The 18,383-nt window shown below is 71.5% G+C and carries 18 protein-coding genes and 1 tRNA gene; 13 read left to right on the plus strand and 6 right to left on the minus strand.

Annotated features, from left to right (window positions below):
• Positions 1-12: 12 nt before the first annotated feature.
• The 8 genes from ACI8AP_RS02175 to ACI8AP_RS02210 all read left to right on the plus strand — a co-directional run bounded on the left by ACI8AP_RS02175 (position 13) and on the right by ACI8AP_RS02210 (position 8,311).
• Positions 13-2,112, plus strand: a complete 2,100-nt coding sequence (locus tag ACI8AP_RS02175) for a prolyl oligopeptidase family serine peptidase (RefSeq protein ID WP_456587682.1) — start codon at positions 13-15, stop codon at positions 2,110-2,112.
• Between the two features lie 128 nt (positions 2,113-2,240).
• Positions 2,241-3,575 carry an MFS transporter gene (locus ACI8AP_RS02180; RefSeq protein ID WP_456587683.1) on the plus strand — a complete coding sequence of 445 codons (1,335 nt, stop codon included), beginning with the start codon at positions 2,241-2,243 and terminating at the stop codon, positions 3,573-3,575.
• Positions 3,572-3,991, plus strand: a complete 420-nt coding sequence (locus tag ACI8AP_RS02185) for a globin (RefSeq protein ID WP_456587684.1) — start codon at positions 3,572-3,574, stop codon at positions 3,989-3,991. Before ACI8AP_RS02180 ends, ACI8AP_RS02185 begins: the two co-directional genes overlap by 4 nt.
• Before the next feature lie 76 nt (positions 3,992-4,067).
• Positions 4,068-5,708, plus strand: a complete 1,641-nt coding sequence (locus ACI8AP_RS02190) for a glycoside hydrolase family 13 protein (protein ID WP_456587685.1) — start codon at positions 4,068-4,070, stop codon at positions 5,706-5,708.
• Between the two features lie 102 nt (positions 5,709-5,810).
• Positions 5,811-6,374 carry a biotin transporter BioY gene (locus ACI8AP_RS02195; protein WP_456587686.1) on the plus strand — a complete coding sequence of 188 codons (564 nt, stop codon included), beginning with the start codon at positions 5,811-5,813 and terminating at the stop codon, positions 6,372-6,374.
• The gene (locus ACI8AP_RS02200; protein WP_456587687.1) at positions 6,371-7,105 is read left to right on the plus strand and encodes an energy-coupling factor ABC transporter ATP-binding protein; all 735 of its coding nucleotides are present in this window, start codon (positions 6,371-6,373) and stop codon (positions 7,103-7,105) included. The genes ACI8AP_RS02195 and ACI8AP_RS02200 overlap by 4 nt, the downstream gene beginning before the upstream one ends.
• Entirely contained in the window at positions 7,102-7,758 is a 657-nt protein-coding gene (locus tag ACI8AP_RS02205) for an energy-coupling factor transporter transmembrane component T family protein (RefSeq protein WP_456587688.1), read from the plus strand. Before ACI8AP_RS02200 ends, ACI8AP_RS02205 begins: the two co-directional genes overlap by 4 nt.
• A gap of 16 nt (positions 7,759-7,774) precedes the next feature.
• On the plus strand, positions 7,775-8,311 hold the full coding sequence (locus ACI8AP_RS02210) for an MOSC domain-containing protein (protein ID WP_456587689.1): 537 nt from the start codon (positions 7,775-7,777) through the stop codon (positions 8,309-8,311).
• Between the two features lie 111 nt (positions 8,312-8,422).
• Here the strand turns inward: ACI8AP_RS02210 and ACI8AP_RS02215 are convergent, their stop codons facing one another.
• Positions 8,423-8,839, minus strand: a complete 417-nt coding sequence (locus tag ACI8AP_RS02215; RefSeq protein ID WP_456587690.1) for an acyl-CoA thioesterase — start codon at positions 8,837-8,839, stop codon at positions 8,423-8,425.
• Positions 8,840-9,002: 163 nt separating this feature from the next.
• Here ACI8AP_RS02215 and ACI8AP_RS02220 point away from each other — a divergent pair, with 163 nt between their 5' ends.
• Positions 9,003-9,341, plus strand: coding sequence for a protein-tyrosine phosphatase family protein (locus ACI8AP_RS02220; RefSeq protein ID WP_456587691.1), 339 nt, complete (start codon positions 9,003-9,005; stop codon positions 9,339-9,341).
• 31 nt (positions 9,342-9,372) lie between these two features.
• Here the strand turns inward: ACI8AP_RS02220 and ACI8AP_RS02225 are convergent, their stop codons facing one another.
• From ACI8AP_RS02225 to ACI8AP_RS02235, 3 genes are all read right to left on the minus strand, one after another.
• Positions 9,373-9,996, minus strand: coding sequence for a maleylpyruvate isomerase family mycothiol-dependent enzyme (locus tag ACI8AP_RS02225; protein ID WP_456587692.1), 624 nt, complete (start codon positions 9,994-9,996; stop codon positions 9,373-9,375).
• Positions 9,997-10,283: 287 nt separating this feature from the next.
• Positions 10,284-11,954 (minus strand): energy-dependent translational throttle protein EttA, encoded by a 1,671-nt coding sequence (gene ettA, locus ACI8AP_RS02230; protein WP_456587693.1) that lies wholly within the window; start codon positions 11,952-11,954, stop codon positions 10,284-10,286.
• 100 nt (positions 11,955-12,054) lie between these two features.
• Positions 12,055-12,600: a single-stranded DNA-binding protein gene (locus ACI8AP_RS02235; RefSeq protein ID WP_456587694.1), complete on the minus strand. Its 546-nt coding sequence runs from the start codon at positions 12,598-12,600 to the stop codon at positions 12,055-12,057.
• A 188-nt stretch (positions 12,601-12,788) separates the two neighbouring features.
• On the opposite strand from ACI8AP_RS02235, the gene ACI8AP_RS02240 reads away from it, so the two are divergent.
• Positions 12,789-12,861 (plus strand) — tRNA-Arg (locus tag ACI8AP_RS02240).
• Between the two features lie 68 nt (positions 12,862-12,929).
• Here ACI8AP_RS02240 and ACI8AP_RS02245 read toward each other — a convergent pair.
• The gene (locus tag ACI8AP_RS02245) at positions 12,930-14,165 is read right to left on the minus strand and encodes a tyrosine-type recombinase/integrase (RefSeq protein WP_456587695.1); all 1,236 of its coding nucleotides are present in this window, start codon (positions 14,163-14,165) and stop codon (positions 12,930-12,932) included.
• Between the two features lie 266 nt (positions 14,166-14,431).
• Between ACI8AP_RS02245 and ACI8AP_RS02250 the strand changes: the two genes are divergently transcribed.
• From ACI8AP_RS02250 to ACI8AP_RS02260, 3 genes are read left to right on the plus strand one after another with little or no spacing between them, the layout of a single operon-like run.
• Positions 14,432-15,148, plus strand: coding sequence for a nucleotidyltransferase family protein (locus tag ACI8AP_RS02250; protein ID WP_456587811.1), 717 nt, complete (start codon positions 14,432-14,434; stop codon positions 15,146-15,148).
• Between the two features lies 1 nt (position 15,149).
• Complete coding sequence (locus ACI8AP_RS02255) at positions 15,150-15,836, plus strand: metallophosphoesterase (RefSeq protein WP_456587696.1); 687 nt, start codon at positions 15,150-15,152, stop codon at positions 15,834-15,836.
• Between the two features lie 8 nt (positions 15,837-15,844).
• Positions 15,845-16,957 (plus strand): PD-(D/E)XK nuclease domain-containing protein, encoded by a 1,113-nt coding sequence (locus ACI8AP_RS02260; protein ID WP_456587697.1) that lies wholly within the window; start codon positions 15,845-15,847, stop codon positions 16,955-16,957.
• A gap of 283 nt (positions 16,958-17,240) precedes the next feature.
• Here ACI8AP_RS02260 and ACI8AP_RS02265 read toward each other — a convergent pair whose 3' ends face one another.
• Positions 17,241-17,894 (minus strand): hypothetical protein, encoded by a 654-nt coding sequence (locus ACI8AP_RS02265; protein WP_456587698.1) that lies wholly within the window; start codon positions 17,892-17,894, stop codon positions 17,241-17,243.
• Positions 17,895-18,383: the final 489 nt, after the last annotated feature.

The following is an 18,383-nucleotide window of genomic DNA, read 5'->3' on the forward strand; positions in this document are numbered from 1 at the left end:
AGCGTTCCGGCCATGCGTTACCCGGAGGCCCCGCGCCTGGACCTGGTCGAGGAGCTGCACGGCCACCGCATCGCCGACCCCTACCGCTGGCTCGAGGACCCCGCGGACCCGCGCACGCGGGAGTGGTCGGCGGCGCAGGACGGGCTGGCCGCCGAGGTGCTCGGTGCGCTCCCGGCCCGTGATCGGTTCGCCGCGCGGCTCGGGGAGCTGGTGCGGGCGGGCGCCGTCGGCGTGCCGGTGTGGCGCGGCGGGCGGGCCTTCTCGACCCGCCGCGACCCGGGCCAGGAGCACGGCGTGCTCCGGGTGCGGGAGGCCGACGGCACCGTGCGGGTGCTCGTCGACCCGATGGAGCTCGACCCGGAGGGGACGACGACGCTCGACGCGTGGTCGCCCTCCTGGGAGGGCGACCGGCTGGCCTACCAGCTCTCCACCGGTGGCGACGAGGAGTCGCGGCTGTACGTGCTCGACGTGAACACCGGTGAGCTGCTGGACGGCCCGATCGACCGGTGCCGCTACTCCCCCGTCGGCTGGCTGCCCGGTGGCGAGGAGCTGTTCTACGTCCGCCGGCTTCCGCCGGACCAGGTGCCGGCGGGCGAGGAGCAGTACCACCGCCGGGTGTGGCGCCACCGCGTCGGCGCCGACCCGTCCGGCGACCTGCTCGTGCACGGCGACACCTTCGACCCACCCACCCTGGACCCCACCAACTACTACGGGGTCCGCACCAGCGCGGACGGGCGCTGGCTGGTCGTCTCGGCGTCGGCGGGCACCGCCCCGCGCGACGACGTCTGGCTGGCCGACCTGGGCGGGTCCGGCGACCTGCGCGAGCTGCAGCGCGGCGTCGACGCCCAGACCGCCGCGTGGGTCGCGCGCGACGGCCGGCTGTACCTGCTCTCCGACCGCGACGCCCCGCGCTGGCGGCTCGCGGTCGCCGACCCCGAGGACCCGGCCACCTGGGCGCCGGCGGCGTGGACCGACGTCGTCCCGCAGCAGGAGGGCGCGGTGCTCTCCGACGTCGCGCTCGTCGATGCGCCCGACGGCGACCTGCAGGTGCTGGCGGTGCACGCCGTGGACGCCACCGACCGGCTCTCGCTCTGGGCGGGGGACGGCGGCGGCCGGATCACCGAGGTGGCGCCGCCGGGCCCCGGCAGCATCTCGGGGCTGAGTGCACCGCCCGAGGGCGGCACCACCGCGTGGGTCGGCTACACCGACTACGCGACGCCGCCGTCGGTGCTGCGCTGGGACGCCACCGCCCCCGGTGGGCTCGAGGCCTGGGAGCAGGCGGATGTCGCCGGCGACGTGCCACCGCTGACCGTCGTCGAGACGCACGCGCGGTCGAAGGACGGCACGCCCGTGCACCTGTTCGTGCTCTCGGGCACCGGTGCACCCGACCGCCCCCGCCCCACGGTCCTCTACGGCTACGGCGGGTTCAACGTCTCGCTCACCCCGGCCTACACGGCACAGGCCCTCGCCTGGGTCGCCGCGGGCGGCGTCTGGGTGGTGGCCAACCTGCGCGGCGGGTCGGAGCACGGCGAGGAGTGGCACCGCGCCGGGATGCGGGAGCGCAAGCAGAACGTGTTCGACGACTTCGCCGCCGCCGCGGAGCACCTGGTGGCCGAGGGGTGGACGACGCACCCGCAGCTGGCGGTCATGGGCGGGTCGAACGGCGGCCTGCTCGTGGGCGCCACGCTGACCCAGCGGCCCGAGCTCGCCGCCGCCGTCGTCTGCAGCGCCCCCCTGCTGGACATGGTGCGGTACGAGCGCTTCGGCCTCGGCCGCACCTGGAACGACGAGTACGGCACCGCCGACGACCCGGTGCAGCTGGGGTGGTTGCTGAGCTACTCCCCGTACCACGCGGTGCGCCCGGGCACGGCGTACCCGGCGGTGCTCGTGACGACGTTCGAGTCCGACACCCGCGTCGATCCGCTGCACGGCCGGAAGCTCGCCGCCGCGCTGCAGCACGCCACCTCGGCGGACGCCCCGATCGTGCTGCGGCGGGAGACCTCCGTCGGCCACGGCGCGCGTGCGGTCAGCCGGACCGTGGGGCTCGCGGCCGACCAGCTGGCGTTCCTGGCGGCGCACACGGGACTTCCCGGATCACCAGGCGATCGGTAACGGGATGGACACGCCCATTCGACGATGCTGACGGCACGCGTTGCGCCTGAAATGATTCCGGTAATGACCGGATCACCGACCGTGCTCGGCGCTGACGCCGGACCGGCCGCCGCCGACCGCGGCGGCTCGTGGGCTGCGGGAACGGGGCTCAGCTGAGCGCCGAGGCACCGGACGACCCCGGCGACGACGCCACCGTCCGGCAGGCCACGTTCCGCGAGGTCTTCGCCGTCCGCGAGTTCCGGCCGTTGTTCGGCACCTACCTGCTGTCCGCGGCCGGCGACGAGCTGGCCCGGGTGGCGCTGACCGTGCTGGTCTACGCGCGCACCGACTCCCCGCTGCTGGCCGCCCTCACCTTCGCCATCAGCCACCTGCCCTGGCTGCTCGGCGGGCCGCTGCTGTCGGCGTTCGCCGACCGGCTGCCGCGCCACCGGGTGCTCATCGCCACGGACCTCGCCCGAGCCGGGCTGGTGGCCCTGATGGCGATCCCGGGCATGCCGCTGCCGCTCCTGCTCGGCCTCCTGTTCGTGGTCGGCCTGTGCGCGCCCCCGTTCGAGTCGGCGCGGTCGGCGCTCATGGCCGACGTGCTCGACGGCGACCGGTACGCCGTCGCCACCTCGCTCACCGGGATCACGCTGCAGCTGGCCCAGGTGGCCGGCTTCCTCGCCGGCGGCGCGCTCGTGGCGGTGCTCAACCCCTCCGCCGCGCTGCTGATCGACGCGGCCACGTTCGTCGTCTCCGCCGTCTGGTTGTGGGCCCGGCTGAAGCCCCGGCCGGCGCCGGCGACCGACGGCGCCGGCGCGCCCGGATCGCTGTGGCGCGACGCCTCGGACGGCCTGCGGTTCATCCGGCGCAGCCCCCGCCTGCTGGCGATCGTCGCCGTCCTCTGGGTCACCACGGGCTTCGTCTACGCCTCCGAGGGGATCGCCGCGCCACTGGTGGACTCGCTCGGCCAGGGCGCGACGGCGGTCGGCATCCTGCTCGCGGCCAACCCGCTGGGGGTCACCATCGGCGGGCTGGTCATCGCGCGCCTGGTCCCGCCGGCGCGACGGGAGCGGCTCGTCGCCCCGCTGGTACTGGTCTCCCTCGCCCCGGTGCTGGTCGGCGGCGTGGTCGCGGCGGTGGCCGGCCCGGGGGCGGTGCCGTTCTGGATCCTGGTCGGGATGCTCTTCCTCTCGGGGCTCGGCGCCGCCTGGTCCATCCCGCTCAACGTCGCCTTCGTGCAGGCGGTGCCCAGCGCCTACCGCGGGCGCGCGTTCGGGGTCGCGGCCAGCGGGCTGGCCGGGGTGCAGGGCATCGGCGCGCTCGCCGCCGGCCTGGCCGCCGAGGGGCTCAGCCCGGCTGTCGTCGTGGCCCTCTCGGGCGCCCTCGGAATGATCGCGGTCGCCCCGGCGCTGAGGGCCTATCGGCGGACGCGGAACCGGGCGGACGTCGTGGTCGAGGCCGAGGGGGCTACCGGAGCATGAGCGAGTCGAGGCGGTCCCTGCCGTCGGGGCGGACCTTCTACGACGAGGTCGGGGGCGAGGAGACCTTCCGCCGGCTGGTGCAGCGCTTCTACGCCGCCGTCCGCACCGACCCCGTGCTGCAGCCGCTGTACCCCCAGGACGACTGGGAGGGCGCCGAGACGCGGCTGCGTGGCTTCCTCGAGCAGTACTGGGGCGGGCCGACGACCTACTCCGAGCAGCGCGGGCACCCGCGGCTGCGGATGCGGCACGCGCCCTTCGCCATCGGCCCGGTGGAGCGGGACGCCTGGCTCACCCACATGCGCGACGCCGTCGACTCCCTCGGGCTCCCGCCCGAGCAGGACGCGACGCTGTGGGGTTACCTGGAGATGGCCGCCCGCAGCATGCAGAACCGCTTCCCCGCCGACGCCGAGGGCTGATCCCCGGCTCCCGCCGGTCCCCGTCCGGGGACGCGAGCGCGCACCGACACTGCACGTACCGACATCGAGGAGCCCGGTGAGCCCGGCTGAAGGACCCCCTGCCCCCCACCACTCGCCCGCTCGCGGCGGGCCCCTGCAGGAGGCCGCACGCACCCTGCGCCCCGGCGCCGACTGGTGGCGCGAAGCGGTCTTCTACCAGGTCTACATCCGCAGCTTCGCCGACGGGAACGGCGACGGCGTCGGCGACCTGGCCGGCCTGCGGTCGCGCCTGCCGTACCTGCGCGACCTGGGCGTCGACGCCCTGTGGATCACGCCCTTCTTCCCCTCGCCGATGGCCGACCACGGCTACGACGTCGCCCACCCCCGGGACGTCGAGCCCGTCTTCGGGGACCTGCCGGAGTTCGACGCGATGCTCGGCGAGGCCCACGCCCTCGGCCTGCGGGTCACCATCGACCTGGTGCCCAACCACAGCTCCCACGAGCGCGAGTGGTTCCAGGCGGCGCTGGCCGCCGGCCCCGGGTCCCCGGAGCGGGCGCGCTACCTGTTCCGCGACGGGCGCGGGCCCGACGGCAGCGAGCCGCCGAACAACTGGCCGTCGGTGTTCGGTGGCCCGGCGTGGACCCGGGTGCCCGACGGGCAGTGGTACCTGCACATCTTCGCCCCCGAGCAGCCGGACCTGAACTTCGCGAACCCCGAGGTCGTGGCCGACCTCGAGGAGACGATGCGCTTCTGGCTCGACCGCGGGGTCGACGGCTTCCGGATCGACGTCGCCCACGGCATGGCCAAGCCGGACGGGCTGCCCGACATGGTCCCCATGGACGACACCGGGCTGCTCGACGACCACGGCCCCGGCGACCACCGGTTCGACCAGGACGGCGTGCACGTGGTGCACCGCCGCATCCGGGCGGTGCTCGACCAGTACCCGGGCACCATGGCCGTCGGTGAGGTGTGGGTCTCCGACGACGACCGGCTGGCCCAGTACCTGCGCGAGGACGAGCTGCAGCTGGCGTTCAACTTCAAGCTGCTCACCGCCGAGTGGACGCCGGACGGGCTGCGCGACGCGATCACCCACTCCCTCGCCGCGGTCGAGGGCACACCGGCGCCCGCGTGCTGGGTGCTGTCCAACCACGACCGCCCGCGGCACGTGACCCGGTACGGCGGCGGGGAGGTCGGCACCCGGCGAGCCCGCGCGGCCGCGCTGCTGCAGCTGGCCCTGCCGGGAGCGGCCTACCTGTACAACGGCGACGAGCTCGGCATGCCCGACGTCGACCTGCCCGACGAGGTGCTGCAGGACCCCATGTGGTTCCGCTCGGGCGGCACCGAGCGCGGGCGCGACGCCTGCCGCATCCCGGTGCCGTGGTCGGGTACCGAGCCGCCCTACGGCTTCTCGTCCGCGGCCGATACCTGGCTGCCCATGCCCGACGGCTGGGCGTCCCTGACGGCCGAGGCCCAGCGCACGGACGACGGTTCGATGCTGTCGCTGTACCGAAGCGCGCTCGCCCTGCGCGCCTCGTCCCCGCTGTTCCACGGCGAGGATCTGCAGTGGTTGCAGTCACCCGACCGTTGCGTCGCCTTCCGGCGTCCCGGCGGGCTGGTCTGCCTGGTCAACCTGTCCGGCGCCCCCCTGCCGCTGCCCGAGGGCCGGGTGCTGCTGAGCAGCGCGCCGGTCGACGACGGCAAGCTGCCCGACGACGCCGCGGTGTGGCTGCAGGCCTGAGCCGACCGGCCGGTGCCCGGGCGCCCCGCGGCGCTCGGGTACCTTGCCGCAGGCGACGCCGGGCCGGCGGCGCCCACCTACCGGTCCGATGCAGGAGCTGACATGAAGACCCGGGACCTGGCCTACATCGCTCTCTTCGCGGCGATCATCGCCGTGCTGGGCACCCTGCCCGCCGTGAACATCGGCCCGGTCCCGATCACCGCGCAGACGCTCGGCGTGATGCTCGCCGGCAGCGTGCTGGGTGCCCGCCGCGGCTTCCTGGCCGTGCTGCTGTTCCTGGTGCTGGTCGCGATCGGCCTGCCGCTGCTGGCCAGTGGCAGCGGCGGCCTCGCCGTCTTCGCCGGCCCGACCGCCGGCTACCTGATCAGCTGGCCGTTCGCCGCGTTCGCCACCGGCTGGCTGACCGAGCGGTTCTGGGCCCGCTACAACGTCGCCTGGGGCGTGCTGTTCAACATCGTCGGCGGCATGGTCGTCATCTACCTGATCGGCGTGCCGGTGCTCGCCGCCGTCGGCAACCTGTCGCTGGGCGCGGCGATCGTCTCCGGCGCCCTGCCGTTCCTGCCCGGCGACGCGGCCAAGGCGTTCATCGCCGCGGCGATCGCCGTCCAGGTGCGCCGCAGCTACCCGGTGATCGACCGACCGCAGCGGGCGCTCGCCGGCCGGTGAGGTTCCGCAGGTCGGAGCCGCGGGCCGACGCCGTCGCCGACCCGGCCCGCGGGATCGAGCTGCGGGGCGTCTCGCACCGCTACGGCGACCGCGCCGTGCTGAGCGACGTCGACCTGCACCTGACCGAGGCGCGCATCGGCGTCGTCGGCGCCAACGGCTCGGGCAAGAGCACCTTCGCCCGGTTGCTCAACGGGCTGGTCGTGCCGACGTCCGGGCAGGTGCTGGTCGACGGCCTGGACACCCGCAGCTCCGTGCGCGAGGTCCGCCGCCGCGTGGGCTTCGTCTTCCAGGACCCCGACGCGCAGATCGTCCATCCCACCGTCGCCGAGGACGCCGCCTACGGGCTGGAGAACCAGGGCGTGCCGGCCGCCGAGCGGGCGGCGCGGGTCGCCGAGGTGCTGGCGCGGTACGGGCTGGCCGGGCACGCCGACCACCCCGCGCACCTGCTCTCCGGCGGGCAGAAGCAGCTGCTGGCGATCGCCGGAGTGCTGGTCATGCGGCCCGCCCGCGTGGTGTTCGACGAGCCGACGACGCTGCTGGACCTGGTCAACGCCCGGCGCGTCGCCCGCGTGATCGACGAGCTGGAGCAGCAGGTGGTCGTGGTCACCCACCAGCTGGACCTGCTCGACGGCTTCGACCGGGTGCTCGTCGTCGACGGCGGCCGGATCGTGGAGGACGCCGCCCCGCGGGTGGCGATCGCGGCCTACCGGGCGCTGATGGAGCACCGATGACCCTCGCCCTGTACGTGCCCCGCCGCAGCCCGGTGCACCGGCTGCCCGCGGGCGCGAAGCTGCTCACGCTGGCGGCCCTCGCGGTCGCCCTGTTCGTCGTGCCGACGGTGCCCGTGGTCGCCGGCGCTCTGCTGGGCGTGCTCGCCGTCGGCATCGGACTCGCGCGCGTGCCGGCGGCGGCGCTGGCCCGGCAGGCGCGCACGGTGCTGTGGTGGCTGGTCGGCCTGCTGGTCTTCCACACCGTGTTCAGCGACCCGACCACCGCCGCGGTCACCGTCCTGCGGTTGCTGACCCTGGTGCTGGCCGCCGGCGTGGTGACGGCGACGACGCGGGTGACCGAGATGGTGGCCGTGATCGAGCGGCTGTGCGCCCCGCTGCGGGTGGTCGGCGTGCGTCCCGCGCGGATCGGGCTGGTCGTGTCGATGGCGCTGCGGTTCATCCCGGTGCTGGCCGAGCGCGCCGCGCGCATCCGGGAGGCGCAAGCGGCACGCGGCGGGTCGGCGCGCGGGATCCGGGGCGTGCGGACGACGGTGGCCCCGCTGCTGGTGCAGCTGCTGCAGATGGCGCACACCGTCAGCGAGGCGCTGGACGCCCGCGGCGCCGACGACGTCCCCCCGGCCCGGGGACGCCGCTCCCCCGCTGCCGCCGCCTGACCCCGTGGAGGCCCCCGTGCACACCGGTTCGCTGCTGGAGATCTGGACGACGCCCGCGGCCGCGGGACCCATGAGCCGGAGGCCGTCGGCACGGCTGGTGCCGGGGATGGGGCTGGACGGCGACCGCTACGCCCTGGGCGGCGGCACGTGGGCGCAGTACCCGGACCTGGAGAAGCAGCTGACGCTGATCGACCGGGACGACGTCGCCGCCGTGGCCGCCGAGATGGGCGGCGCGTTCTCGACCGCGGACACCCGGCGGAACCTGGTGACCACCGGCGTGGACCTGTCCTCGCTGGTGGGCCGGTGGTTCGCGGTGGGCGACGCACTGCTGTTCGGGATGAAGCGCTGCCCGCCGTGCACGCACCTGGAGCGGCTGACCGGGCTCAAGCTGGTGAAGGCGATGGTGCACCGCGGCGGCATCAACGCGGCCGTGTTCGGGGGCGCGGTGATCGCCGAGGGCGCCGTCGTGCGGCCGGTCCCGGAGGAGGAGGCCGCCCGCCGCGGTGCGCCGACAGGTGCCGACCGCCCCGTGCCCCGGGTCGTCAACGGCTGACCCGCCGACCGCCACGGGTCTTCGCCTGCGCTCTGCCTCTGAGTGCCACGGGGAGCAGAGGCAGAGCGTCCGTCGACCTGCTCCTCGCCGAGCTCCCGGGTGCGTGGGAGCTCAGGTGCCGGCGGGCTCGTCGGTCCAGCGGGCGAGGAACTCCTTCTCCTCCGCGGTGATCCGGCGGGGCCGGTTCAGGGCGAAGTCGAACGGCACGAGCAGCGTGCTGCCCGTGACGGCGAGCGCCCCGTGGTCGAAGAGCTCGTAGTGGCAGGTGAACGCTGCGGCGCGGATGCCGGACACCCAGACCTGCACCTCGAGGGGCTCGGCGTCGTAGACGACCGACCGCTTGTAGGCGATCTCGTGCGATGCGACGACGAGCCCGCGGCGCATGCCGGTGCTCTCGTCGTGCGTCGGCTGCTCGAAGAAGAGGTTGACCCGCGCCATCTCGAAGTAGCCGAGGAAGGCGACGTTGTTGATGTGCTGGTAGGCGTCCATGTCCGACCAGCGCATGGGGACGTGCACCGTGTGCCTCACGCCGCCACCCTGCCCTACGCCGACGGGCGAGCCGTGCCGGGGCGGCTGCATCGGGGGGCACCGGGGATCTAGCGTCGTCGATGTGGAGCCGTGGGCGGCGGATGCGCCGGGCGTGCTGACGCTCCCCTCGGGGCGGCGCGTCCGCGGGAGGTCGCTCCGGCGGGTGGCAGCGGGGCCGCAGCCGACGTTCGGGGTCTACCTGGGCGGTCGCCGGCCCCGCGTCCCGTGGGAGAGCCGCTGGGTGCGCTGGCGCGACTTCTCGCTGCCGGCCGACCCGGCGGCGCTGCGGGAGGCACTGCGGGCCGCGCTGGAACGCACCGTCGATGGTCGGGTCGAGGTCGCCTGCCGGGGCGGGACCGGGCGCACCGGTACGGCGCTGGCCTGTCTCGCGGTGCTGGACGGCGTCCCGTCCGACCGGGCCGTGGCGTTCGTCCGTCGCGGCTACCGACGTCGCGCGGTGGAGACGCCGTGGCAGCGCCGCTTCGTCGAGGGGTTCGGCTGACACGCCGGTGGCCGGCAACCGATGCCGGGGGTCATCCGCGGAGGCGCCGGGCCAGCCGCTCCTGGCCGGGTCCGGACAGTTCCCCGACCACACCGCGGCGCCCGGCCACGGTCATGAGGAGCGCCTCAGCCGTGCCCGTGACCTCGGGGCCGCGCCCGAACGTCCAGTCGACGTCCGTGGCCACCAGCCGCACGCCGCGCACGCGGAGCACCCCCAGCAGCGTCGGGGCGAACAGCGCGGTCCGCAGCGCCGGCACCACCCGCTCGGCCGGGATGGACCGGGGCACACCGAGGGGACGGCGGATGTCCTGCTGGTGGATCATCCCGTCGGTCAGCGCGATGGCTCCGCCCATCCCGGCGGTCAGCCCGGAGGGCGTGAGGTGGTCGTCCAGGAGCCGGACCAGCTCAGCAGGTGTCCGGGTGCCGTACTCGCGCAGCCCCACGGCGTTCGTGCGGTCCACCGTGAAGCGGCCGCGGAGGAACCGCTCGGCCAGCTGCCGTGTGCCGAGCTCCTCGTAGCTCAGCACGTGCGCCACCACGTCGCGGACCGACCAGCCCTCGCACAAGGACGGGGCAGCCCACTGCTCGGGGGCGAGACCCACCAGGAGCGCGCGGAGGTCCTCGCGTTCGGCCCGGGCCAGGTCCAACAAGTCCATGCGCACCCCGCGGATCGCGGTCGTGCCGGTGCACGACGAGGACGACGCGAGGCTAGGAGGCCGGAGCGCGGTGGACCAGGGGGCACGGAGCCGGACGTCCCCGGTCCCCGCCCCGGAACGCCGACGGCCGGTCCGGGCAGATGCTCCGGACCGGCCGAGGGTGCGGCGATGGAACGGCCCCGCTGCGGGGACCCGCACCGAACGTGCGAGGCGTGTGGGGCAGCGGGCGGAAGGACCCTCTTCCCCCTCGGCCCTCGCAAGCTCGGGCCGAGCCTCCGAAGAGGGCCTCAGTCGCGGGTGAGCTTGCGGTAGGTGGCGCGGTGCGGACGGGCCGCGTCCGGGCCGAGCCGCTCGACCTTGTTCTTCTCGTAGTCGGCGAAGTTGCCCTCGAACCAGAACCACTTCGAGTCGCCCTCGTAGGCGAGGATGTGCGTCGCCACGCGGTCGAGGAACCACCGGTCGTGGCTGACGACGACGGCGCAGCCGGGGAACTCCAGCAGCGCGCCCTCGAGGCTGGTCAGCGTCTCCGTGTCGAGGTCGTTGGTGGGCTCGTCGAGCAGCAGCAGGTTGCCGCCCTGCTTGAGGGTCAGCGCCAGGTTCAGCCGGTTGCGCTCACCGCCGGAGAGCACCCCGGCCGGCTTCTGCTGGTCCGGGCCCTTGAACCCGAACGCGGCGACGTAGGCGCGCGAGGGCATCTCGACGTTGCCGACCTTGATGTGGTCGAGGCCGTCGGAGACGACCTCCCACAGGGTCTTCTTCGGGTCGATGCCGCTGCGGTTCTGCTCCACGTAGGAGAGCTGCACCGTCTCGCCGACCTTGATCTCGCCGTCGTCCGGCTTCTCCTCGCCGACCAGCATCTTGAACAGCGTGGTCTTGCCGACGCCGTTCGGGCCGACGACACCGACGATGCCGTTGCGCGGGAGGGTGAAGGTCAGGTCGTCGATGAGGACGCGGTCGCCGAAGCCCTTGGTGAGGTTCTTCGTCTCGACCACGACGCTGCCCAGCCGCGGGCCCGGCGGGATCTGGATCTCCTCGAAGTCCAGCTTGCGGAACTTCTCGGCCTCGGCGGCCATCTCCTCGTAGCGGGCCAGACGCGCCTTGCTCTTGGCCTGGCGGGCCTTGGCGCCGGAGCGGACCCACTCCAGCTCCTCCTTGAGGCGCTTCTGCCGCTTGGCGTCCTTGGCTCCTTCGACCTGCAGGCGCGCGGCCTTGGTCTCCAGGTAGGTGGAGTAGTTGCCCTCGTAGGGGTACGCCCGGCCCCGGTCGAGCTCGAGGATCCACTGGGCCACGTTGTCCAGGAAGTACCGGTCGTGGGTGACCGCGACGACGGTGCCGGCGTACTTCTCCAGGTGCTGCTCCAGCCAGGCCACGCTCTCGGCGTCGAGGTGGTTGGTCGGCTCGTCCAGCAGCAGCAGGTCGGGCGCCTCGAGCAGCAGCTTGCACAGCGCGACACGGCGGCGCTCACCACCGGAGAGCACGGTGACGTCGGCGTCGCCCGGCGGGCAGCGCAGCGCGTCCATCGCCTGCTCGATGCGGGCGTCGAGCTCCCAACCGTCGGAGTTCTCGATGACCTCCATGAGCTCGCCCTGCTCGGCCATCAGCGCGTCGAAGTCGGCGTCGGGCTCGCCCATCGCCGCGCTGACCTCCTCGAAGCGGCGCAGGGCGTCGCGGAGCGGCTTGACCGCCTCCTCGACGTTGCCGCGGACGTCGAGCTCCTCGTTCAGCGGCGGCTCCTGCAGCAGGATGCCGACGGTGGCGTCGGGGGCGAGCGTCGCGTCACCGTTGGAGGGCTGCTGCAGGCCGGCCATGATCTGGAGCACGGTCGACTTGCCGGCCCCGTTGGGACCGACCACGCCGATCTTCGCGCCGGGCAGGAAGGACAGGGTGACGTTGTCGAGGATCACCTTGTCGCCGTGCGCCTTGCGCGCGCGGACCATCGTGTAGATGTACTGAGCCACTGGCTTGCCGAGCCTTCCGTCGTCTCGCGAGCGGGGGCGGGGCCGCGGGTCGCGACCCCACCCCGTACGTTCTCGCCTCCGATCCTCCCAGCCCGGGCAACTAGATGTGCGCGGGCTCCTCCGAGGGATCGAGGTCGTCCACCGAGGACAACGTCTCGTCGTCCCCCACGTAGTCCCGTCCCGCCCGCAACTCCTCGGTCGTCGGGTACGCCTCGGCCGGTTCGTCGGCCTCCGGGTGCAGCTCACCGGTCGCGGTGTCGACGCCATCCCTGCCCTCCAGGGCTCGCTCCGACCGGTCGCGCCGGAACACGGCCCTGCCCCGGGTGAGGTCGTGGCCGACCTCGAAGGCCTTGATCTGCGGCTTGCTCCGGCGACCCGTGTCGGAGTCCCAGCTGTGCGTGGTGATCGCGCCCCGGACGATGACCGGGTCGCCCTTGCTCACCGAGGCGGACACGTTGCCGCTCAGCGTGTTCCAGCACTCCACGTCGATCCAGAACGTGCCGGAGTCGACGTACTGCCCGCTGCCGGAGTCGTAGCGGCGGGCGGTGGAGGCCATGCGGAAGTTGGTCACCGCGCCGTTCTGCGTGGTCTTGCGGCGCAGGTCGTCGGCGACGTTGCCGACGACGGTGACGATGGTGTCGTTCACGGTGCTCCTCGGAGGGTGCTGCGCCGGGTGGCGCGACCGGCGCGGTGCCGGTGTGCCGTCGACCCTCACCGCCCGCCGGGGACCGGAGCAGGCCTTTCCCGGAACTGTGGACACGCCTGCCCCTTGTGGACGACCCCGCACCCGGGCGCGGTCCCCCGCGAGCGGGGCGGTGCGATGATCGGTCGCGAGCGCCCGTAGCTCAGCGGATAGAGCAGGTGCCTTCTAAGCACTGGGTCGCAGGTTCGAGTCCTGCCGGGCGCGCCTTCTGGGCGTTGACCTGCAGCGATGCGTCGAGACTTGCAGGACGTTTGAGCGCGTTACCAAAACCGTTACCCGTCAAGGGCCTCGGCCACCGCATGGCGGTCGCCCATGAGGTCACGCCCGAGGTACACCCGGGCGGTCATCGCGGGGTCGGCATGACCGAGCTGGTCAGCGATTTGCACGAGGGGAACCCCGGCCTCATGCAGCAGCGTGGCGACAGTACGACGGAAGGTGTGCGGCACTGCCCACGACAACCCCGCGTCGGCGAACAACGAAGCCAACGCCTTGGCGCAGTTGGACTGATCCCACATGCGCTCCGCGTCGGTGAGGTGCGGCGACGCGAACGCGTAGCCGGTCCCGCCGGTTCGCTCCACCCGCCGACGCAGTCGGGCGGCCAGAGTAGGAGGGAGAGGAAGGCGCCGCCGCGAGGTCTTCGACTTCGTGCCCCGGATCAGGACACTCGGCCGAGCCTCGCTGTCGGCAGGCCAGAGGTCGAAGTCTTCCCAGCGGACAGAGCGGGCCTCCGTGATCCGAACCCCAGTGAACGCCATGAAGGCCGCCAGGTCTGCCACGGCCTGACGCTTCCGGGCCGTCTGCGGCAGGAGGTTCTCCGCCGTGGCGAGCTTGTCGGCGTGTTCGATCAGCGCGGCCCGCTGTTCCCGGGTGAACGCGCGGGTCGTGTCGCGGGGTTCGCGCCCATCCCGCAGCGCCTTCGCAGCCTGCGACCGGACGACTCCCACCTGACGCAGCGCGTTGGTCGGCAACGTGCCGTTGTTCACGGCCAGGCTGAGGATGCCCATGAGTACGGAGCGGGTCGCATGAGCGGCCCCGGTTCCGTGATGATCGGCTACGCCCTGCAGGAAGGCGCGAAGCCTTTGCGGGTTGTTGGCCTCGGTGAGCGTGAGCCCTCGAAGACTTGCGCCCGCTTTGTCGACGTACCGAGCGAAGGTGCGCCCGTAGTCCTGCACCGTGCGTGGAGCGAGTCCCGAGTCAGTGCGGCGGATGCCGGCCAGCCATACCTCCCCAGCAGCCACCAGCGACATCGTGGGCGTCATGGGGACGTCGCCGACGCTGTTCAGTCGTTCGGCGAAGGCTGCCTCCAGGGCAGCTACTGCATCACCCTTGACGCGAGCCACCCGGGTCAGGTCACGCTGCACACCGTCGAAGCCCCGGTAGTAGCAACGCGCACGCCACCGCTCCGCGCTCCGACCGGAGACCGCGCGCTTCCACTTCCCTTGCTCATCACGCTTCTGAGGGGTCACGTCGATCTCGCCGCGCTCTCCCAGGCCGAGTGCTCTACCCATGACCCGGACGCTACACGGGTAACGGGAAGTAAGGTAGCAACACGTTCCTTCTCACGCCCCACGCCCCTTTGCGAGCGGCGCGGAACCGCGTCGACCCGAGGTCCGCGCGGGCAAAGTGTCGGGCTGGGGTGCCAGGGTGGGCCCGGACCGAGCCGGATGTTCGACCAGCCGGTGTTGACTGAACCAGAAGGGAGGTGCCTGTGACTTCACTGCTTCCAACACCGGCAGACGCTGCACTGCCTCCGACGGAGCTAGCCGAGTGGGCGATGTCGCGCGTAGACGGTGTCCGAGCGTTGATGCTCTACGGCAGCTATGCGCGCGGAGACGCAACGGATCAGTCCGACATCGACCTGCTCGCGCTGACCGATGGACCGCCTGGAGCCTGGCAAGAGAACCACCTCAGCCTTACCGCCTACGCACCCGGACACCTGAGAGTTCTCGCCCAGCGGGGGAGCCTCTTCGTGCTCCACCTTTGCCGCGAGGGAAAAGTCCTGCTCGACCCACACGGCACGCTGAGAGCCGCGCTTTCCAGCTATCGCCCCCCGCGCGACACGATGCGCCTGGCGTCCGAGCTCGTCGCCGCCGCTTCGGGTCTTCTTTCCGCGTCGGAGGAGGAGCGCAAGGCGCACGGTCCGGCCATGCGCGCTCTGGCTTACTACATCGTTCGAAGCTTGGCCTACGACGCTTGCGCCCGGCAGGGCGCGACAAGCTTCAGTCTGACTACCGCCTTAACCAACATAAATCGAACAGACTTACTGAAGCCTTTGAGCCGTCGGCGCCTCCCTTACTCCCCTGGACGTCTCGCCGAGGCTCTCCGCGCGACGGCAGACTTCTGCGACCTCTCTGCACCCCTCCCCTGGCCCAGTCTCACGGCGGCGGCGGTTGACTTGGCCATCGACCGTCCACTGGCCAGCTCACTCTTGTCCAGCGTGCTCATCGGTGACTCCGTCCCGTATACGTCCATCACGCTGCCCCCTTCGTGACATGAGCGGACTGCTTCTTGGCGAAGACGAGCCAGTCGCCGTAGTTGGGGATGTCCACGGCCGGCCGGATCGCCTTCAGCTTGCTTTGGCGGATCTCACACTCCTTGGGCGGCGGATCATCTTCGTGGGCGATTACGTGAACCGGGGCCCCGACTCTAAGACGGTCCTAGAGATACTCGCCGCTTGCAAGGAAGCGCTTGGTGACTCATTGGTCCTCCTGCGGGGTAACCATGAAGTCGCGTTGTTAAGAACGCTCTCCACCGGAGACGCCCGAGATCTTCTGCGTCACCGGGGCGCAAGTACAATCAAGTCTTACGTGGGGGACGTGAGCGCCGATGTGCTAGAGCGGTTCATTCGCGATTATCCGAAGGATCATCTTCGCCTGCTTGAGAGCATGCCGCTTTACGCGGAGAACTCCACGCTCCTGATCTCTCATGCTGGCTACAACCCTGCGCGACCTAGCAGTCGGACACAGGAAGATTTAACAACTGGACACTGGCCGACCCTGCTTACAGACAGCTCGGGGCGGACCCCTCGGCCATCAGTAGTGTTCGGCCACTATCCGCAGTACAGCGGTGTTCCTCTTGAGTTCGGGGCCGCGATCGCCATCGACACCGGCTGCGGCACGATCGCCTCCAATCCACTCACTGCCGTACTACTGCCCGAGCGAAGTTTTCGCCAGTACTGAGGACCGATATGCCTGACGACTTGGACGTGCTCCGCACGGCAAAAGCTACGCGCGAAGCCATCTACACGGTGCACTACGCCTGCCAGAACCTGACCGAAGTGAAAGAGGGGCCTGCCCAGGTCTACTGCGTGGCGTTCTGGGACGTGAACTCTGGCGCCTCGACCGCCTTCAGTTCATCAACGGTCGGGGCGGCTGACACCACTCCTACCGAGCGCGAAAAGCTCATCCTCGCTGGAGCTTTGCGCTTCATGCGCGAACAGGCGGGCGCCCGGTGGGTTCACTGGAAGATGAGTCGGCCAGAGTATGGCTTTGAGGCTTTGAGCGATCGCCTGCGGTGGATCGCTCCGGAGGAAGCACTGAGTCCCCCACCTGCCGATCGCCGGTACGACTTGGACGCGATCGTCGCCGACCGCTACGGGCGCGATTACGCTCCACATCCACGGCTACCAAACCTAATCGCCCGTAACGGCCTAGCTACTCGTAACGCCAGGTGGGCGGCTGACGAGCCGGCGCTCGCTACACAGGGACAGCACCTAGCTATACAACAGAGCGCAACCGAGAAGGTTCGGCTTCTCGCCGAACTACTAGATCGGCTTCTACAGGGACGCTTGCAGACTGAGAATAGCGCTGGCGAGGTGAGCTTTGCTGGAGCTCACCTCGATGCGGTCCGCGTCGTCCTCGCACTCGGAGACAAGTTCCTTCTCGTCAGCCGTGCCATAAAACGGAGGCACGGTGGTCGACCCACACTGGAACTCAACGATGAGTACGACACGCAGGACTTGATGCGGGGCCTGCTGGTTCAGTTTTTCGATGATGTCCGAGATGAAGAGTGGTCGCCGTCGTACGCGGGCGGAGGGAGTCGCATTGACTTCTTGCTGCCGCAGACCCGACTGGCGGTCGAACTTAAGATGACTCGCGCGTCGATGTCCGCGAAGGAACTCGGAGAACAGCTAATCGTTGATCGAGAGAAGTACGAGCGCCATCCTGACGTCGGCCACTTGGTGTGCCTGGTGTTCGACCACGAAGGCCGACTTCCTAATCCGCGAGGCATCGAACAGGATCTTGATCGGACGGCCGGGGGCCAAGGCCTCTCGACAACCGTCAAGATCATCGATCGCTGAGCCTGCTGGAAGCGCCCAACCACCCTGGCCCTAAGGCCCATTCGTGCCGGCGTGTTGAGCGTCAGGGCGGCCCACAGGTGCACACAGGCACAGAGGTCGAACCAGCGTGCGGGGCACGTTATGGCGCTCAGGGACGGGAGGGTGGGGGGCTGACCCCTTTAGCTCCTCGAAGGGCACCGCCTGTAGATAGCAACCCGGAAGTTGCCACGGTTCCAGGGTCGTTGGTGGCACAACGACAACCGCCCCCGGACAGTGATCGTCCGGGGGCGGCAGCGTGTGTGGGTCAGGCGGTCTTGACGGTGACGGCGTTGTGCGACGACACGAGGCGGTAGCCGAGAGACCCGGCGGCACGGGTCAGCACGTCCAGCATCGCTTCCGACGGCGAGACGATCGGCACGCGCTCACCACGGACGAGGACGGCGGTGGGGCGGTTGCCGATCCAGTGCGTCTCCCAGCCGAAGGGCATGCCCGCGCCCATCGGGACTCCGACGGCCCGAGCGTCGGCGATCGCCTCGGCCATGAGTCGCTGACGGCTGTTGACGCCTTCTGTCAGCTTGGTCAGCGCGGCGGTCACCTCGTCGACGGCGACGTCCTCGGCGCCGATGCCAGGTGTTGCCACGCGGTCGGCCAGTACCTCCGCCCAGTGCTCGGCCAGCGCGGGTGCCTCAGCGGCGCGTGCGGCCGCGACGGCATCGGCGGCAGAGGCAGCGAGTCCCCGACGCACGGTGACGTCTGCGTCAGCGGACAGAAGATCCATGCCAGTGACGGTGGTATCGCCGTTGCGGTTCCGCTTGATCAGGTCGGCGTGGTGTTCCTCCGCCGCTGCCAGCGCGGCGACCGCGTCGGCGTGAGCCCGTTCTGCTGCCTCGCGGTTCCGGCGGGCAGCCTCGTACACGGCGGCGGCGGCGTTGGTCTTGGTCTTACGGGGTGTGGTCACGGGGACCGGTCTCCTGTTCTGCTCCGCCCCCTGGCGGAGCTGTTGAAGGCATGCCCGAGAGGGCCCCCGGAGGGGGCCTGTTCACGGGTCATGGGATGCGTGCCGCCGGGATGGCCCTCGGGATGAGGCGCAGACGGTTCCCGGCGTTCCTCGTCTCCTACGTCGCCGTTGACCTAGAAGACTTAGAGAGGGCGGACACGTAAGCGCAGGTCAAGGGCGTGCGACCTTGCACTGAGTGCCAACCGAGATGGCAGTGAGTGGCAGCTATCGCCCCGAAGCGGGGCACTGAGTGCGAAGTGCCTCAGCCTGTGACGGCGCGCAGGTGGCGTCCCGCGCGTCGTTCCGGGTCGTGGACGGGGCAGGGCGTGTGCTCGGTGGAGAAGCCCCCGCGCCCACCCTCGATAGCGTGCCCAGGGACGATGAGGCAGCGCGCCCCCGACCCCTCGGCCAGCCATGCGTTCCGTACGGCGGTCTTGATTGCGCGGGTGA

The organism is Blastococcus sp. SYSU DS1021 (assembly GCF_054050995.1).

Bases quoted from the DNA above. Each gene is read 5' to 3' on its own strand.
- ACI8AP_RS02175 (WP_456587682.1), top strand. From the start codon at position 13: ATGCGTTACCCGGAGGCCCCGCGCCTGGACCTGGTCGAGGAGCTGCAC.
- ACI8AP_RS02185 (WP_456587684.1), top strand. From the start codon at position 3,572: ATGAGCGAGTCGAGGCGGTCCCTGCCGTCGGGGCGGACCTTCTACGAC.
- ACI8AP_RS02195 (WP_456587686.1), top strand. From the start codon at position 5,811: ATGAAGACCCGGGACCTGGCCTACATCGCTCTCTTCGCGGCGATCATC.
- ACI8AP_RS02205 (WP_456587688.1), top strand. From the start codon at position 7,102: ATGACCCTCGCCCTGTACGTGCCCCGCCGCAGCCCGGTGCACCGGCTG.
- ACI8AP_RS02225 (WP_456587692.1), bottom strand. From the start codon at position 9,996: ATGGACTTGTTGGACCTGGCCCGGGCCGAACGCGAGGACCTCCGCGCG.
- ACI8AP_RS02245 (WP_456587695.1), bottom strand. From the start codon at position 14,165: ATGGGTAGAGCACTCGGCCTGGGAGAGCGCGGCGAGATCGACGTGACC.
- ACI8AP_RS02250 (WP_456587811.1), top strand. From the start codon at position 14,432: ATGTCGCGCGTAGACGGTGTCCGAGCGTTGATGCTCTACGGCAGCTAT.
- ACI8AP_RS02255 (WP_456587696.1), top strand. From the start codon at position 15,150: ATGAGCGGACTGCTTCTTGGCGAAGACGAGCCAGTCGCCGTAGTTGGG.
- ACI8AP_RS02260 (WP_456587697.1), top strand. From the start codon at position 15,845: ATGCCTGACGACTTGGACGTGCTCCGCACGGCAAAAGCTACGCGCGAA.